The sequence below is a fragment of the Brevibacterium permense genome, from assembly GCF_025506275.1.
GTDB lineage: Bacteria > Actinomycetota > Actinomycetes > Actinomycetales > Brevibacteriaceae > Brevibacterium > Brevibacterium permense_A.
The window spans coordinates 277323-294003 of the sequence record NZ_QYCP01000095.1; the positions used below are offsets into that span (position 1 = coordinate 277323).

Consider the following 16681-nt stretch of genomic DNA (forward strand, 5'->3'; position numbering starts at 1 on the left):
GGTCCACCGCCGACACGGTGCACCACACCTCCCCCGAGGTTGGGCACCACCATCACCGAGGCGACGTTCAAGTCACAGCGGGCCTGTGACGACCGATTCCCGGTCGTCACAGGCCCGCTGTCGTCGTTCGCTCAGACCCCGACCGACCGAGTCGGCAGCTCGAGGTCGGCCACGGCTTCGAACCAGGCACCGGCGGCAATGACGAGTTCGTCGGCGAACCGTCGTCCGGCGATCTGCACTCCGATGGTCCGACCGTCGTCCATGGATCCGGCCAGCACCGTCGCCGCCGGCTGTTCTGACATATTGAACGGCATGGTGAACCCGATATGCCCCATCGGTTCGTGCACCTGCGGGTACGGCATCGGCTGCTCGGCCGGGAATGCTGCGTCCGGAGCTGTCGGCGAAATGACCAGGTCGAACTCGGCAGTTGCTTCGATCGTCCGCTGCCGGATCTCCTGAACGCTGTGATAGCAGCGCATCAGGTCGACTCCGCTGGTATCGGCTCCGTCCTGTGCCCACTGCTGGATATAAGGCAGGATGAGGGCCTGTTCGTCGACAGGCAGCGCCTTGAGGTCAGCCCACGACCGGACCCGCCAGAACAGATCCATGTCGCGGAGCAGATCATCGTCGATGAAAGGATCGACCGTGACGATTTCTGCACCGGCCGCAGAGAACCTCTCTGCCGCCTCGGTGACGGCCGAGCGCACCTGCGACGCTGCGGCGACCCCGCACCCGGCGTCGAGCTGCACGCCGATGCGCAGTCCCCGCGGGGCGAAGGCTTCAGCCGAGTCGCTGCCCGGCAGAGACTGCGCATCATCGGCGGCGAAGCGCGGCAGCCGCGAATAGTCGCGATCGTCCGGAGCGGAGATGATGTCCATGGCGGTTTTGACGTCGGCCATCGTCCGCGCCAGCGGTCCCGCGCATCTGCCCAGGTAGGGGGCGTCGAGCGGCACGCGGCCGAAGCTGGGCTTGAGCCCGGCCAGACCGAGCCACGTGCATGGCAGGCGAATGGATCCGCCGATGTCGGAGCCGATGTGGATGGGTCCGTATCCGGCGGCTGCCGCGGCTCCGGCTCCGGCGCTCGACCCTCCGGTCGTCAGGCTCGGGTCCAGCGGTGAACGGGTGATTCCGTGCAGAGAGGACACTCCTGAGGAGAGCATTCCCCAGTCGGGCATCGTTGTCGACCCGAGGATGACGGCTCCGGCTTCTTCGAGGCGCTCGGTGATCGGGGCATCGTGGCCGGCCACCGGCATCTCCACCCAGGCGTGGCCGCTGGGCAGCGGGACTCCGCGGCGGGCGATGTTCTCTTTGATCGTCACGGGCACCCCGTCGAGGTCGCTCAACGGGCGTCCCTCTCGCCAGCGTGCTGCGCTGGCAGCGGCGGCGTCCCGGGATCGTTCGTCGTCGCGGTGGAACAGGGCATTGATGGTCGGTTCGCAGTCGTTCATACGGTCGACGACCGCGGAGTGCACCTCGACCGGGTCGAAGTCCCCGCCGGCGAATCCGGCTGCCATTTCGGCCGCACTGCGGTCGGCAAGCGATGTGGTCATATGCTGCCCTTTCTCTCGATGGTTCGTCGCGTCCCGCGCGAACCGGTCTATCCGGCGAGCGCTTCGGCCAGGCTCGGGGTGGCGGCGATGAGGCGCCGCGTGTACTCCTCCTGCGGGTTCGCGTAGATGTCCTCCGTCGCACCCGATTCGACGATCCGTCCGGCTCTCATGACGATGACCTCGGAGCACAGGTGTTTGACGACGCCGAGGTCGTGGGAGACGAAGAGGAGAGTCAGCGCGTACTCGTCGACGAGGTCGGTGAGCAGGTTGAGAACCTGCGCACGCACCGAGACGTCGAGGGCGGAGACCGGTTCATCGGCGACGAGGATCTGCGGTCTGGTCACGAGGGCCCGGGCGATCGAGATGCGCTGTCGCTGCCCGCCGGAGAACTGGTGTGGGTACCGGCGCAGGGAGTCCGCGTCGAGGTCGACGGCGGCGATCATCTCCTCGACCCGTGCTGCGCGTTCGCCCTTGTCGACTCCCGCGGCGATGAGCGGTTCGGCGACGATATCGGCGATGCGCATCCGTGGGTCGAGCGAGGCGAACGGATCCTGGAACACGATCTGCAGGTTCTCGCGCAGGCGGCGCAGAGCCTGTGAGCTCGCGGCTTCGACTCGGATGTCGCCGACGCGCACACGCCCGGTGGTCGGTCGGTCGAGGCCGGAGAGGATGTTCAGCAGCGTCGACTTCCCCGATCCCGACTCCCCCACGATGCCCAGGCGGGCTCCGGCCGCGACGCTGAAGTCGATCCCGCCCAGGGCGGTGACGTCCGATCGTCTGCGACCGAAGAGTCCGCGTCCGCGGAAGATCCGGGTGACGTCCGAAACCTCGATGAGCGGCACCGATTCCCTCACCGAGGGGGTTCGGTGGTCATCCCTCACCGAGGCGCCCCTGACCCCGCCCCCCGCCGAGGCGGTCCTGACGCTGTCTTCGTCCGTCGACCCTGCGACGGACGTGCCGGTATGATCCGGTCGGGTCGAGATCTGCGGTTCGTCGCGAAGATCCCCCGGCTCCCCCACATCGACCGAAGCCTCTGCTTCGCCGATCTGCGGCCCCGTGTAGGCGAGCGCGGTCTTGAGCGTGAAGAGTCGGCCGCGGTCGTCTGTGGCTTCGAGATCCGAGGATGCCAGGAGCCCTCGCGTGTACTCGTGCTTGGGGGCGGTGAAGATCTCGTCGACGCTGCCGGTCTCGACGATGCGGCCACGGTACATGACGATGACCCGATCGCAGACTCCGGCGACGACCGCGAGGTCGTGAGTGATGAACAGCAGCCCTGCCTCCACTGCCGAGACCCTCTCGGCGATGAGGTCGAGCATATGCTTCTGCACGGTGACGTCGAGGGCGGTGGTGGGCTCGTCGCAGATGAGCAGCCTCGGCGAATTGGCCAGGGCGATTGCGAGCATGACCCGCTGCCGCTGCCCGCCCGACAGCTGGTGCGGGTACGCGAACCGGGCGCTGTCGGGGTCGGGCATGTGGACGTCGCGGAGCAGTTCGCGCACACGCGTCGGAATCTGCCCCCGCGACGCCTTGCCATGGAGGCGCAGCACTTCGGCGATCTGGTCCCCGATGCGCATGAGCGGATTGAGGGCGCTCATGGGTTCCTGGAACACCATGGACACGATGTCCGAGCGCAGCCCGGCCAAGGTCTTCTCGTTCGCCTCGAGAAGGTTCCCGGAATGCCCCTGCAGGTGCACCTGGCCACGGGCGTGCAGCTCGTCGGGCAGCAGACCCATCACGGATTGAGCTGTGAGTGATTTCCCCGACCCGGATTCGCCGATGAGTCCGACCCGCTCACCCGGCGCCAGGCTGAGGCTGACATCGTGGAGCACCGGAGCGTCCGCTCCGGCAGGGGTGATGGTGAGGTCACGGACCTCGAGCAGGTTCTCAGGCACCTCGCGCCTCCATCTTCGGGTCGACCCGGTCGCGCAGCCCATCGCCCAAGAGGTTGAACCCGAGCACGGCGAGAGCTATGAACACTCCCGGCCACAGAGCGAGTTCGGGGTGGGTGGACAGGTACTGCTGGGACTCCTGCAGCATCCGGCCCCACGACGGAGTCGGGGCCTGGGTGCCGAGACCGAGGAAGGACAGCCCCGCCTCGGCGAGGACGGAGATCGCGAACGCCACGGACGCCTGGACGATGACCATTCCGGCGATGTTCGGCAGCACGTGGACGACGGCGATGGCCGGGATCCGACGGTTCGAAGCTCGCGCGGCGCGGACGTATTCGGAGCCCAGCACCTGCAGCGTCCCGGAGCGTGCGACGCGCGCGAAGCCGGGGATCGCGGCGATGCCGACGGCGACCATGGCCGGCCCCGTCCCCGGCGAGTAGACGGCGGCGAAGAGCATCGCCAGCAGCAGAGCGGGGAAGGCCAACAGGATGTCGTTGGCCCGCATGATCACCGCATCGATCCACATTCCCCACGGCTGTTTCGCGAAGAATGCGGAGATGATTCCGATCGGGGTGCCGATCAGCAGTGCGATGCCGACGGCGACGACCCCGACGAGCAGCGTGATCCGTGCTCCGACCATCACCCAGGTCAGCGTGTCCCGTCCGAAGGTGTCGGTGCCGAACGGGTGGGTGAGGCTGCCGCCCTGCAATCGGGCGGCGGGGTCGATCGTGGTCGGGTCGTACGGAGTCCACACGAAGGAGATGAGAGCGAGTCCGACGATGAGCACGACGAGGCCCGCACCGATGATCATCGATGCGTTCGCCCGCCGTCCGCTCCTGCGGGACCGGGCCGGCCCGATCTTCGCCGAGGCGGTCGCGTCGTGAGCGACGAGATCGACGTGATCACGGGGGCTCTGGGCACCGGTCGGGGTCGTGTTCATGCGGCGTTCCTGATCCGGGGGTCGACGATGGGCACGAGGATGTCGACGATGAGGTTGATGATGAGCACGAACAGGACGAGGACCATGACGATGCCCTGCACCGCTACGAGGTCGCGATTGGCGACGGCGCGGACGAGCTCGGAGCCGATTCCGGGCAGAACGAAGATCTGTTCGATGATCACGGCCCCGACCAGCAGGGTGGCCAGTTGGACTCCGGCGACGGTGATGACAGGAATCGCCGCATTGCGCAGTCCGTGCGCGAACAGCGCCTTCGTCTTGGTCAGTCCCTTGGCGCGGGCGGTGCGGATATAGTCTTCCCGCATCACATCGAGCACGGCCGAACGAACGTAGCGAGTGAGGATCGCCGCCTGCACGAGAGCAAGCGACACGACCGGCAGAACCAGGCGGAGCAGGAAGCCTCCGAGGCCCTCGATCGGAGCCATCCAGCCTTGGGACGGGAACCATCCGAGGGTCAGAGAGAAGATGATGACGAGGATGATCGCAGCCAGGAAGTTCGGGATCGCAATGCCGACCTGGCTGATCGCCGAGATCGTTACGCCGATCCAGTTGCGCTGCTCTAGGGCGGCGAAGGTGCCCAGGGGCACGGCGATGAGGATGGACACGGCGATGGCGGCGATGACGAGGATCGCCGTGACCTGGACGCTGTCGACGATGACGGGAGTGATCTCGGCACCGGTGACGTAGGAGGTGCCGAAGTCGCCGGTGAGCATTCCTCCCATCCAGTCGAAGTACCGGATGAGAGGTGGCCGATCAAGCCCGTATTGGGCTTCGAGCGACGCTACTGCCTCCGGGGTGGCGTTCGTTCCCAGCGCCACCTGTGCCGCATTGCCCGGCAGCAGGCTCATCAGGGCGAAGATCACCACCGAGGCGACGAGGAGGGACAGCGCGAACTGGATCGCGCGGTTGATTGCGTAGGTGAGCATCGACGTGCGCGGTCAGGACCAGCTGAGGTCGGCGATCTTGAATGCGTCGGAGACGCGGTTGGCGGGTATCCCCTCGACTCCGGACTTGGCGATGACGAGATTCGGGAACAGGAACAGGAAGTCCGAGGCGGCATCCTCGGTGATCGTCCGCGCGATCTTCTTCATTCCCGAGATGTACTCGTCTTCGGTTCCGGTATCGGCTTCGTCTGCCAGCTTCTTGATCGTCGAATCGTCGTAGCCGATGTAGTAGTCCTTCGAGAACACGGTGAGGATGTCGCGCGGTTCGGCGTGGTTGATCACCGACATGTCGTAATCGTGTTCGGTGAAGGTTTTGTCCAACCACACGGCCGGGAACTCCTGAGTCGCGATCTTCGCCTTCAGTCCGACCTCTTCGAGCTGCGCGGAGACGATTTCGGAGATCGCCTTCGCGTACGGCAGGTTCGGCACGGTGAAGGCGAATTCCTCGCCCTTGATCCCGGCTTCGTCGACGAGCTGCTTGGCTTTCTTCGGATCGTACTTCCACACCCCGGTGAGGTCTTCGTAGTACGGGTCGGTCGGGGGCACCATCGAGCCGATGAGCTCGCCGTAGCCCGCCCAGGCCGTGTCGAGGACGGCCTTGCGGTCGATCGCGTGCATCACGGCTTCACGGGCTTTCTTGTCTTCGAAGATGCCCTCGGCGTTGTTCATCGACAGCACGACTTCGCCGTTCGTGGTGCCGGAGACGATCTGATAGTCGTCGCTTTGGAACTCTCCGGCCAGTTCGGGTGCCTGGAGGTTGGAGACGAGGTCGATCTCTCCGGACTTCAGGGCGTTCGAGGCCGAAACCGCGTCCTTGAAGTATTTGAACTCGACCGAATTCAGGGACGGCGTCTCGCCCCAGTAGTCGTCGCGGGCGGCGAAGTCGATGGACTGCCCGCGTGTGAACTTCTCGATCGCGAAGGGACCGGTGCCGATGGCTTCGTTCGCCAGGTCGTCGGTGCCTTCGGTGTCGAAGACGGCCCCGACGAGGCTGGTGAGGTTGAACAGCCAGGTGTTCGACGGCTTCTTCAGTTCGATCGTGACGGTGGAGTCGTCCGGGGTTTCGATGGACTCGACGATGTCCATCTTCGACTTCAGCGCGTTCTTCCAGTCCTTCTGCACTCGTTCATAGGAGTACTTGACGTCTTCGCTGGTGAAGTCCGCACCATTGGAGAACTTCACACCGTCCTGGAGTTCGAAGGTGTAGGTCTTGCGGTCATCGGACAGTGTCCAGTCCTTGGCCAGTGCGGGCTGGATCTCCCCCTCGCCGTCCAGGCGGACGAGAGATTCGTAGACGTTCTCCATCAGCGCTTCGGGAATGGCGACTCCCGAGGTGGAGGTGAAGTCGAGGTTGACCGGCTCGGCGGTGAAGGCGATCGTCATCGAGTCCTTCTTCTGCGCATCTCCTCCGGTGTCGGAGGCGCCGGCCGAACAGCCTGTGATCAGCAGGCTCGTGGCGGCCGCTGCCGCCACCCACGTCATGATGCGCGGAGTCTTCATTGTTCTCCTCGATTTCGCCGACCACGAAGAGGGTCGTTCGCCAACACTCAAGCATCGTCAGTGTATCCGAAGTTCTCAGCTGGTGAGGCGGCTGTGTTCAGATGCTGGGCGTCTCGAGCAGGTGCTTCAGAGATTCGGCTCGTCAGCGAGAATCGCGGCCAGTGCGTCGAAGGCGAACCGGCGGTGGGAGCGTGAGTTCTTCTCCTCAGGCCTCATCTCGGCGGCGCTGAGTTCGGAACCATCGGGCACGAAGATCGGGTCGTAGCCGAAGCCGTTCTCACCCTTGGGTTCAGTGGCCAGGCGCCCGGGCATGACTCCTTCGGCGGTGAACTCGCGACCGTCGGCGGTCACAGCGGCCGCCGCGCAGCGGAACTGCGCACCGCGGTGTTCGGCTGCGATGTCGCCCAGCTGAGCGAGCAGGAGTTCGAGGTTTGCGCGGTCGTCTCCGTGCCGGCCTGACCAGCGAGCGGAGAAGATGCCCGGTGCACCGCCGAGCACGTCGACGCTGATTCCCGAGTCGTCGGCGATGGCGGTGTGTCCTGTCGCAGCGGCCGCGGCACGCGCCTTGATAAGCGCGTTCTCGGTGAACGTGACTCCGGTTTCGGCGACATCACTGAGTCCCGCCTCGGCGGCGGTGAGCACCTGGGTGTCGGCGCCGAGGACGGGTCCGAGAATGGTCAGCAGCTCTCGCTTCTTGCCCTCGTTGTGAGTGGCCAGGACGAAGGTCGTCATCCGGCGAGCACTTCGGACTGGATGCGGGTGAGTTCGGAGCACCCGTGGCCGGCGAGGTCGAGCAGTTTGCCGAGCTCATCCCGGTCGAACGGTGCGCCCTCGGCGGTGCCCTGGACTTCGATGAACTTTCCGGACCCGGTCATGACGACGTTCATGTCCGTCTCGGCGCGGGAGTCCTCGACGTACGGCAGGTCGAGGAGGGGCTCTCCGTCGATGATGCCGACGCTGACGGCCGCCACTGAGTCGATGAGCGGCTGGTGGGCGGCGGGGATCAGCCCGGTCGAGCGCCCCTTGTCGATGGCCTTCGCCAGCGCAACGTAGGCACCGGTGATCGAGGCAGTGCGGGTGCCGCCGTCGGCCTGGAGGACGTCACAGTCGAGGACGAGGGTGTTCTCTCCGAGCTTGTCCATGTCGATGACGGCGCGCAGGCTGCGACCGATGAGACGGGAGATCTCGTGAGTGCGTCCGCCCTGTTTGCCTTTGACCGACTCGCGGGTGCTGCGGGAGTCGGTGGCGCGCGGGAGCATGGCGTATTCGGCGGTGACCCAGCCGCGGCCCTGGCCCTTGAGCCAGCGCGGGACTCCTTCGGTCAGCGAGGCCGCGCAGAGGACGCGGGTATTGCCGAATTCCACGAGCGCGGATCCTTCGGCGGTGTTGATCCAGTCCGGAGTGATCCGGACTTCACGGAGTTCGTCTGCTGCACGGCCGTCTGCTCGCACTGTCTGCCTCTTTCGTCTCGGTGGTGATGTCTGCTGGTCGTCGGCGATCATCGCCGGTTCACACGGTCCAGGTGGCTCCGGGCTTCGCCAGCTCGATGGGTCCACGGTACTCCCCGGCCGCCTCACCGCGAACGATGGAGCAGTCGGTCCAGACCGGGATGTGGGTGAGCACGAGCGCGGACGCCGCGGCGTTCTGCGCCACTCGTCCGGCGCGCCTGCCGGTGAGGTGGATGCCGCGCGCAGTGTCACGGTCCTCCTGGAAGGCGGCTTCGCAGAGGAAGAGGTCGGCATCTTTCGCCGCTGCGACGAGGTTGTCACACTCATCGCTGTCGCCCGAATACGTGATGACCTTGCCGACCGCATCCGTGATCCGCAGAGCATAGGCCTCGACGGGGTGGTCGACGAGGAAGGATTCGATGGTCAGGGAGCCGATCTGGTGACGACTGCCGTGGTCGATGTCGGTGAATTCGAAGGCGTGGTCGAAGTCCGAGTCGTCTCCCCCGTTGGCCACCGGGGACTTTCCGGGATCCGTGTAATAGGCCCTGAACAGGCGTTCCTTCGCACCGGCCGGTGCGAACACCGGAGTGCGCGTGCGGATCGTTCCGGTGTCGGAGATGTCGCCGTTGAAGAACTTCGGGTCGAAGCAGTGTTTGACGTAGAGGCCGGTCATATCCATGCAGTGATCCGGATGGAGGTGGCTGAGCACGATTCCGGAGAGACGATCGGTGTCGATCGTCTCCTGCAGGGGGCTGAGCGCACCGGACCCGAGATCGAGGATGATGCGAGTGGGTGTGTCCTCATCGGTTTCGATGAGGTAGCAGCTGGCGAGGGCACCGCGTCCTGGGAAGGAGCCTGCGGTGCCGATTGCGGTGAGTCTCATATCTCGTCATCCCCCTGCGTCTGCTCGAGCAAGGTCGTCGTCAGTCGGTCCTGAATCCACGTCAGGAAGTCGTACAGGGTCAGAGTGAGGTCTTCGGATTCGGAGAGGTCCTCACGGTGGGCGTACTTCTCCTCCTGCGCCTCCTCGGTGTCGATCCCGAGGCGGACAGCGAGGACGAGTCGCAGATCGTTGAGGCCCTTCATCCAGGCGAGCACCTCGTCCCGTGTCAGGGAGATGTCATTGCCCTTGCTCAGTCCCAGCAGCACGATGCGCACATTGTGCGCTTTGGCCTGTTTGAGATCGAACTCGGTGAGGCGGCGGAACTCCGCTGAACGCTCGTCGTCCTCGGGATCGACGTCGGGCAGCAGCCGCAGCAGCGCCGGGTCCTGCGGACGGGGACGGTCGACGAGTCCGAGCCGGGCTTCCCAGTTCTCCGAGTCCGGACGGTCATCATCGCTGTCGCTGTCTTCAGCCAGCAGAGCCGCAAGATCGGTGAACACCGTGAGCATGAGCGAGCGTTCGTTGTCTTGCAGGGTGAGGACGACGTCGTCCCCTCGTGCGTCGATAGCGGCCATGTGTCAGTCGGATCCTGAATCAGGTTGGCACGCGGCCCACAGGCCGTACTCGTGCATCGCTTGGGTGTCTCGTTCCATGGCTTCGCGACCTCCGGTGGCAACGACGGAGCGCCCGTTCTCATGGACTTCGAGCATAAGTGAGTGGGCTTTCTCCTCGGAGTAGCCGAAGTAGGTCTGGAACACGAAACTGACATAGCTCATGAGGTTGACCGGGTCGTTGAAGACCACGGTCCGCCAGGGCTTGGCCAGGTTCTCGGAAGGTCGGACGTCGACTTCCGGCTCCAGGACTGGTGTCGTTGGGTTGCTCACGTTTCCACCATACGGCAGAACACTGACGCTGTCGTGACGTAAGATCGCGCCTATGAGTGATCTCACACGGACCGATTCGACGGCTTTCTTCACGGATCAGTACGAATTGACGATGGTGCAGGCGGCCCTGGAATCCGGTGCCGCTCACCGGAAGAGCCTCTTCGAGGTATTCGGCCGCAGCCTTCCCGCAGGTCGCCGCTACGGTGTCGTCGCCGGCACCGGTCGGATCCTCGAGATGATCCGCGACTTCCGCTTCGACGATGCCGAGCTCTCGTTCCTCAGCAGGGAGAACATCGTCGACAAGCGCACCATCGACTGGTTGGCCGACTATCGGTTCTCCGGCAATATCCGCGGCTACGCAGAAGGGGAGATCTACTTCCCCGGTTCACCGCTGTTGACGATCGAATCGACGTTCGCCGAGGGCGTCATCTTGGAGACGCTCATCCTGTCGGCGATGAACTATGACTGTGCGGTCGCCTCGGCGGCGTCCCGAATGGCTCAGGCGGCCGGCGATCGCCCCTGCGCGGAGATGGGCGGGCGACGCACGAACGAGCATGCGGCCGTGGCTGCGGCTCGGGCCGCGGTCATCGGCGGCTTCGCCTCGACGTCGAACCTTGCAGCCGGCCTCCAGTACGGTCTGCGCACGATCGGAACCTCGGCTCACTCGTTCACTCTGCTCCACGATTCCGAGCGGGAGGCCTTCGCCGCCCAGCTGAAGTCGCTGGGCACCGATACGACTCTGCTCCTGGACACCTATGACGTCGAGGAGGCGCTGACCACGGCGATCGAGCTGGCCGGGCCGAACCTCGGCGGAGTGCGCATCGATTCCGGTGATCTCATCGAACAGGCCAGTGAGGTGCGCGAGAGCCTTGACCGCCTCGGCGCCCGCGACACGACGATCACCGTCACGAGCGATCTCGACGAGTATGCGATCGCCGCGTTGGCCGCCTCCCCCGTCGACTCCTACGGTGTCGGCACGCGGGTGGTCACCGGTTCAGGTGCCCCAGCCGCCGGACTGGTGTACAAGCTCGTGGCTCGTGCCGATGAGGCCGGCGAGTGGACTTCGGTTGCCAAGAACTCCACCGGCAAGCCCTCACGCGGCGGACACAAGGCGGCGCTGCGACTCGTCGACGGCCCGATCGCCGTGGAGGAAGCCGTCGGCATTCCGAGCCTGCCCGATGATCTCGGCGAAGGACGTCGGCTCAGCGTCGATCTCGTCGTCGACGGTGAGGTCGATGAGTCGTTCATCGGCGCGGCAGGAGTGAAGAAGGCCTGCGCCCGACATGACGAGTCTTTGGCGGAGCTGCCGCGTTCGGCCAGGCGCCTGCAGGACGGCGAGCCCGCCATTCCCACCGTGTTCTACTCCGCCTGATCCGCCCCCGGCCCAGCGCGAATCGACGAAGCCGCCGAGGCAGACGCACTGTCTGACTCGGCGGCTTCGTCGGCCTCATGCCGACAGGGCTTCCCCTGCCGACATCCGGTGCTCACTTCTTGCCGACGAACCAGCCCTGCAGCTTCTTGATCCGAGCCTGGATCTGCTCCCGTGTAGCTTGGGCGACGGCCGGGCCCCCGCATGCCTTGCGCAGTTCGACGTGGACGTTCTGGTGCGGCGTTCCGGTGCGTCTGGACCAGGCGCCCACGAGGCTCTGGAGCTGGTTGCGCTCTTCCTTCATCGCTCGGTGCTCGAGTTCGCTCGTCTCCGTCTCAGGGGCCGGAGGAGCCGCCGCGGTCTTGCGCTTCGCCTGCCGGGCCTGCTGAGTGCTCAGCAGCTCACGCACCTGATCGGGTTCGAGCAGGCCGGGGATGCCGATGAAGTCGAGTTCATCCTCGGAGCCGATGGCTCCACCGGTGCCGAATTCACCGCCGTCGTAGAGAACACGGTCGAACAGGGCTTCGGCGCCGAGCGCTTCGAAGGAGCCGAGCTGGTCCGACGAGGCACCCTCGTTTCGGTTCGCCTGCTCCATGGCCTGATCGTCGAAGACGACGACATCGTTCTCGTCCTCGTTCTTCGGGCGATCGAGGGCATGATCGCGTTCGGCTTCCATCGAGTTGGCCAGGGCCAGCAGCACGGGCACCGACGGCAGGAACACCGAGGCGGTCTCGCCGCGTTTGCGGGCACGCACGAAGCGCCCGATGGCCTGCGCGAAGAACAGCGGCGTCGACGAGGAGGTCGCGTAGACGCCGACACACAGTCGGGGAACGTCGACGCCTTCGGAGACCATCCGCACGGCCACCATCCACCGGTCGGTGGAGTTCTGGAACTGTTCGATCCGCTCCGAGGCTCCCGCTTCGTCGGAGAGCACAACGGTCGGCTTCTCACCGGTGATCTCGTGCAGTCGTTTGGCGTAGGCTCGGGCCGCCTCTTGGTCCGTGGCGATGACGAGGCCGCCGGCGTCGTGGACGGTGCGTCGGACCTCGGTCAATCGCATATCTGCGGCTTTGAGGACCGCCGGTATCCAGTCGCCCTTCGGGTCGAGGGCCGTGCGCCAGGCCTGCGAGTTGATGTCCTTCGTCGTCTCCTCGCCCAGGACGTGCGACATCTCGTCGCCGGCCTTGGTCCGCCAGGTCATGGCGCCGGCGTAGGCGAGGAAGAGGACAGGGCGGACGACGGAGTCCTTGAGCGCTCGACCGTAGCCGTAGGAATAGTCCGCCACCGAGGTGCGGATGCCGTTCTCGTCGGGGGCGTAGGTGACGAATGGGATCGGTGAGGTGTCAGAACGGAACGGTGTTCCGGTCAGGGACAGCCGACGGACCGCGGGGCCGAAGGCCTCTCGCACGGCATCGCCCCACGACAGGGCGTCACCTCCGTGGTGGACCTCGTCGAGGATGACCAGAGTGCGGCCGGCGGCCGTCCGGTTGTGGTGGAGAACGGGTTTGGCAGCGACCTGCGCGTAGGTCAGAGCCACGCCGTGGTAGCCGGGTGCGTGTTTGCCCTGGGAGTTCTTGAAGTGCGGGTCGAGCTTGATGCCCACGCGTGCAGCCGAGTCGGCCCACTGCACCTTGAGGTGTTCGGTGGGAGCGACGACTGTGACACGGTTGACGACTCGCTGGGCCAGCAGTTCGGCCGCCAGCCGCAGAGCGAAGGTGGTCTTACCTGCTCCTGGGGTCGCGACCGCGAGGAAGTCCTTGGGCTGCTTCTGGAAGTAGAGTTCGAGAGCCTCAGCCTGCCAGGCACGCAGCTTTCCCGCCGTTCCCCACGCTGCGCGCTCGGGGAATGCCGGTGGAAGCTGTTCTGCCGCGGAGGTCCCTGGTGCTGTTGGGAGACGATCCGCGGACATCTACTCCTGCGGTCCTTCGGACATCGTCTCGTAGATCTCTTTGCACTTGGGGCAAATCGGGAACCGCTCGGGGTCGCGCGTGGGGACCCACACCTTTCCGCACAAGGCGATCAGCGGAGTCCCGGTCACCATGGACTCCATGATCTTGTCCTTGGGCGCGTAGTGGCTGAAGCGCTCGTGATCGCCGGGCTCGACTAGCTGCTCGGACTGCTCGCGCTCGATCGTTGCTGAACCGCCTGAAGCTGGAATGGTCATGGCTCCATTGTAGTTCCCTAGAATGAGAGTCATGGACCAGGCCTACGACGATTCCCTCACAGAACGCTACCGCGAGCTCAGCGATGACATCGCTGCGGCGGTCGCCGTAGTCTCCGCTACCCGCGGCAGTGCCCTGCATGCGATCACCGTCGATTCGTTTCTCGACGTGTCGTACGATCCCCCGACGATGGCAGTCAGCGTCTATTCCGGCTCTCGGATGATGGAGACTCTGGAGACGAGTTCCCACTTTGCGATCTCGCTGCTCAACTCCGACCAGCGCGACATCTCCGAACGCCTCGGCGCTTCGGGCCAACCACTGTACGGATCGCTCAAAGGCATCGACACTTTTCCGGCCCCTCACGCCGGACAGCCGGTGCTCACCGAGGCGATCGCCTGGTTCGAGCTCAAGCTCACCGAGGTTCTCGAGGTCGCAACCCACAATCTCGTCGTCGGCGAAGTGGTGTCCATGGGCGCGGGCGCCGATGCGGGAACGAGTCGTCCCCTGCTGCGTTGGCGAAAAGGCTACGGAACCATCGGACAACGCTGACCACCTCGTCTGGCTCTGACCGGTCCCTGATCACGAGCCCACCCAGCACGGTCGACACGGACCGACAGGCAGGACACGGCTATCGGGATCGACCGCGCGCTCACAGGGTACGACAGAGGCTCTGCTCAGGACCGACGGCTTCGTGGAGAAGTTCACCGGTTCTGCGCAGAGCCTGTCTTGTAGTTTGGGTCGTCAGCCTCGGCTGCCAGCGCTGATCGCGGTCGTCCTGTCGGCCGTGCACAGGCGCTTTGGTCGCCCGACCGCCGGTGGATCAGACGATCAGACGACTCCTTGGGCGAGCATTGCCTCGGAGACGCGGATGAAACCTGCGATGTTGGCACCGGCGACGTAGTCTCCGGGCTGCCCGAACTCATCGGCCGCAGCCGCGCAGCTGTCGTGGACATCGCCCATGATCTCGGCCAGGCGCGCCTCGGTGAAGTCGAAGTCCCACGAGTCGCGGCTGGCGTTCTGCTGCATTTCGAGCGCACTGGTCGCGACACCGCCGGCGTTTGCGGCCTTGCCGGGGGCGAAGAGGACGCCGGCCTCGGAGAAGATCTTCACGGCTTCCGGCGTGCAGGGCATGTTCGCGCCTTCGGCGAGGGCGATGACTCCGTTCTTGACCAGAGTCGCAGCCGAGTCTCCGTCGAGCTCGTTCTGAGTCGCACATGGCAGTGCGACGTCGACTTCGACGTCCCAGACGTTTCCACCCTCGTGATAGGTCGCGCGTCCCCCGCGCTGCTTCACGTATTCGGAGATGCGTCCCCGCTCTTCGAACTTGATGCGCTTGACGAGTTCGGTATCGATTCCGTCCGGGTCATGGATGAAGCCGGCCGAGTCGGACATCGTGATGACGGTGCCGCCGAAGGCCGTGACCTTCTCTGCGGCGAACACTGCGACATTTCCCGAACCGGAGATCGAGACAGTGCGACCGTCGATGTTCTTCTTCGCGGCGGCAAGCATGTCCTTGAGGAAGTACACGACGCCGAAGCCGGTGGCTTCGGTGCGGACCATGGAACCGCCGTAGGACAGTCCCTTGCCGGTGAGCACACCTGCTTCATAGGAGTTCGTCATGCGCTTGTACTGGCCGAAGAGGTAGCCGATCTCCCGACCGCCGACGCCGATGTCACCTGCGGGCACATCGCGATATTCACCGATATGACGGTACAGCTCGGTCATGAACGACTGGCAGAACCGCATGACTTCGCGGTCGCTGCGGCCCTTCGGGTCGAAGTCAGATCCGCCTTTGCCGCCGCCGATGGGCAGGCCGGTGATGGCGTTTTTGAAGATCTGCTCGAAACCGAGGAACTTGACGATGCCGAGGTTCACCGAGGGGTGGAACCGCAGACCGCCTTTGTAGGGGCCGAGAGCCGAGTTGAACTGCACGCGGAAGGCGCGGTTGATCTGCACAACCCCGGAGTCATCGATCCAGGGAACCCGGAAGATGATCTGGCGTTCGGGCTCGCAGAGCCGCTCGAGCGCGGAGAGTTCCAGGTATTCGGGGTGCTTGTCCACGACGGGGCCCAGGGAATAGAGAACTTCCTGTACCGCTTGGTGAAACTCCGACTCTCCAGGGTTACGTTGGAGCACTGTGTCGAAGATTGGCTGCAGTGATGGATGTAGACTCATGCGCACAAACATACCGTGACCCGTATAACAACAATCCGAGCGACCAGATAATGGACAGCGTTGTCCGGTCACTTCAAGTGGGATATAAGTCATCCGCGCAGTTCCAGGGCCATTGAACAGGAAAGAATGGGCACAAGGCACATGGACATCTCGGAGATCTGGCCGCCGTTCGCACTTCATCTGCGATCACATGATATGGAGCTCTCGCCCGTAAAAGACGCCGATATTCCGGAACTCGCACAGATCGCGCGAGGCGGAGTGAGACGTGATGGAATCGAAGCCTTCCTCGTCAATTGGGATTCGGGCACCGATGAGCAGGTAGCACGAAGCCTCGCCCAATACCACTGGTCCACTCGAGCGAACTTCACCATAGATGAGTGGACGATCGAGTTCACAGTGAGGGTCAATGGCCGAGCCATCGGAGTTCAGGGTGTGAACGGGCATCGGTTTCCACTGACGAAGACAGTCTCGACAGCATCATGGTTGGCGCTGCCTGAACAGGACCGCGGATACGGCACCAGAATGCGAAGGATGATCATCGAAACCTTCACCAGCTACTTCGGTGCCTCACGATTCGACACAGCGTACTTCGATGGCAATGACGCCAGCCGGCGGGTATCGGAGAAGCTCGGGTACTCCCCCAATGGCGATCGCAGCGTCGTCGGACAGAACGGCACAGCCCTGACCGAACACCACATGGTGCTCCGCTCGAAGGACTATGTCCGCACAGACAACGACCTACAAGTCACCGGCGCCGACGCCTTCCGAACCTTCCTCACTATTACTACCTGACGGGGGCGCAGCAACCCCGCGCCAGGTAGCAGAGCCCCCATCAGGTAGCAACAAACACGGGCATCACACCCACACGTGAATACAGTAATGGCCCCGCCCAAAACTGGACGAGGCCATCACCCCAAAA

The 16681-nt window shown here is 64.7% G+C and carries 16 protein-coding genes; 3 read left to right on the forward strand and 13 right to left on the reverse strand.

The genetic code is table 11. The features are described from left to right. Positions 1-131: 131 nt before the first annotated feature. From D3I60_RS17530 to clpS, 10 genes are all read right to left on the reverse strand, one after another. Entirely contained in the window at positions 132-1550 is a 1419-nt protein-coding gene (locus D3I60_RS17530; RefSeq protein WP_262777991.1) for an amidase, read from the reverse strand. Between the two features lie 47 nt (positions 1551-1597). Further along, positions 1598-3442, reverse strand: a complete 1845-nt coding sequence (locus D3I60_RS17535) for a dipeptide ABC transporter ATP-binding protein (protein WP_262777992.1) — start codon at positions 3440-3442, stop codon at positions 1598-1600. Continuing rightward, positions 3435-4379, reverse strand: a complete 945-nt coding sequence (locus D3I60_RS17540) for an ABC transporter permease (protein ID WP_440588588.1) — start codon at positions 4377-4379, stop codon at positions 3435-3437. Before D3I60_RS17540 ends, D3I60_RS17535 begins: the two co-directional genes overlap by 8 nt. After that, positions 4376-5323: an ABC transporter permease gene (locus tag D3I60_RS17545; protein WP_262777993.1), complete on the reverse strand. Its 948-nt coding sequence runs from the start codon at positions 5321-5323 to the stop codon at positions 4376-4378. Before D3I60_RS17545 ends, D3I60_RS17540 begins: the two co-directional genes overlap by 4 nt. A gap of 12 nt (positions 5324-5335) precedes the next feature. Further along, on the reverse strand, positions 5336-6841 hold the full coding sequence (locus D3I60_RS17550) for an ABC transporter substrate-binding protein (RefSeq protein WP_262777994.1): 1506 nt from the start codon (positions 6839-6841) through the stop codon (positions 5336-5338). 126 nt (positions 6842-6967) lie between these two features. After that, positions 6968-7573 (reverse strand): RdgB/HAM1 family non-canonical purine NTP pyrophosphatase, encoded by a 606-nt coding sequence (gene rdgB / locus D3I60_RS17555; RefSeq protein ID WP_262777995.1) that lies wholly within the window; start codon positions 7571-7573, stop codon positions 6968-6970. Then, on the reverse strand, positions 7570-8343 hold the full coding sequence (gene rph, locus D3I60_RS17560; protein WP_440588589.1) for a ribonuclease PH: 774 nt from the start codon (positions 8341-8343) through the stop codon (positions 7570-7572). The genes rdgB and rph overlap by 4 nt, the downstream gene beginning before the upstream one ends. Before the next feature lie 7 nt (positions 8344-8350). Continuing rightward, positions 8351-9172: an MBL fold metallo-hydrolase gene (locus tag D3I60_RS17565; protein WP_262777998.1), complete on the reverse strand. Its 822-nt coding sequence runs from the start codon at positions 9170-9172 to the stop codon at positions 8351-8353. Then, entirely contained in the window at positions 9169-9747 is a 579-nt protein-coding gene (locus D3I60_RS17570) for a DUF2017 domain-containing protein (protein WP_262777999.1), read from the reverse strand. The genes D3I60_RS17565 and D3I60_RS17570 overlap by 4 nt, the downstream gene beginning before the upstream one ends. A gap of 3 nt (positions 9748-9750) precedes the next feature. After that, entirely contained in the window at positions 9751-10056 is a 306-nt protein-coding gene (clpS, locus tag D3I60_RS17575) for an ATP-dependent Clp protease adapter ClpS (protein ID WP_101545203.1), read from the reverse strand. Between the two features lie 52 nt (positions 10057-10108). Here clpS and D3I60_RS17580 point away from each other — a divergent pair, with 52 nt between their 5' ends. Further along, positions 10109-11428: a nicotinate phosphoribosyltransferase gene (locus tag D3I60_RS17580; protein WP_262778001.1), complete on the forward strand. Its 1320-nt coding sequence runs from the start codon at positions 10109-10111 to the stop codon at positions 11426-11428. A gap of 112 nt (positions 11429-11540) precedes the next feature. Here the strand turns inward: D3I60_RS17580 and D3I60_RS17585 are convergent, their stop codons facing one another. Next, positions 11541-13334 (reverse strand): DEAD/DEAH box helicase, encoded by a 1794-nt coding sequence (locus D3I60_RS17585; RefSeq protein WP_139469693.1) that lies wholly within the window; start codon positions 13332-13334, stop codon positions 11541-11543. After that, complete coding sequence (locus D3I60_RS17590; RefSeq protein ID WP_035320920.1) at positions 13335-13589, reverse strand: DUF3039 domain-containing protein; 255 nt, start codon at positions 13587-13589, stop codon at positions 13335-13337. It abuts the gene before it with no gap. Between the two features lie 31 nt (positions 13590-13620). Here D3I60_RS17590 and D3I60_RS17595 point away from each other — a divergent pair, with 31 nt between their 5' ends. After that, positions 13621-14136, forward strand: coding sequence for a flavin reductase family protein (locus D3I60_RS17595; protein WP_262778006.1), 516 nt, complete (start codon positions 13621-13623; stop codon positions 14134-14136). A 279-nt stretch (positions 14137-14415) separates the two neighbouring features. Here D3I60_RS17595 and gdhA read toward each other — a convergent pair whose 3' ends face one another. After that, positions 14416-15762 carry an NADP-specific glutamate dehydrogenase gene (gene gdhA, locus D3I60_RS17600; RefSeq protein WP_262778008.1) on the reverse strand — a complete coding sequence of 449 codons (1347 nt, stop codon included), beginning with the start codon at positions 15760-15762 and terminating at the stop codon, positions 14416-14418. A 126-nt stretch (positions 15763-15888) separates the two neighbouring features. Between gdhA and D3I60_RS17605 the strand changes: the two genes are divergently transcribed. Beyond that, a complete protein-coding gene (locus tag D3I60_RS17605) occupies positions 15889-16554 on the forward strand; it encodes a GNAT family N-acetyltransferase (protein WP_262778009.1) in 666 nt (221 codons plus the stop codon). The last annotated feature ends 127 nt before the right edge of the window (positions 16555-16681 follow it).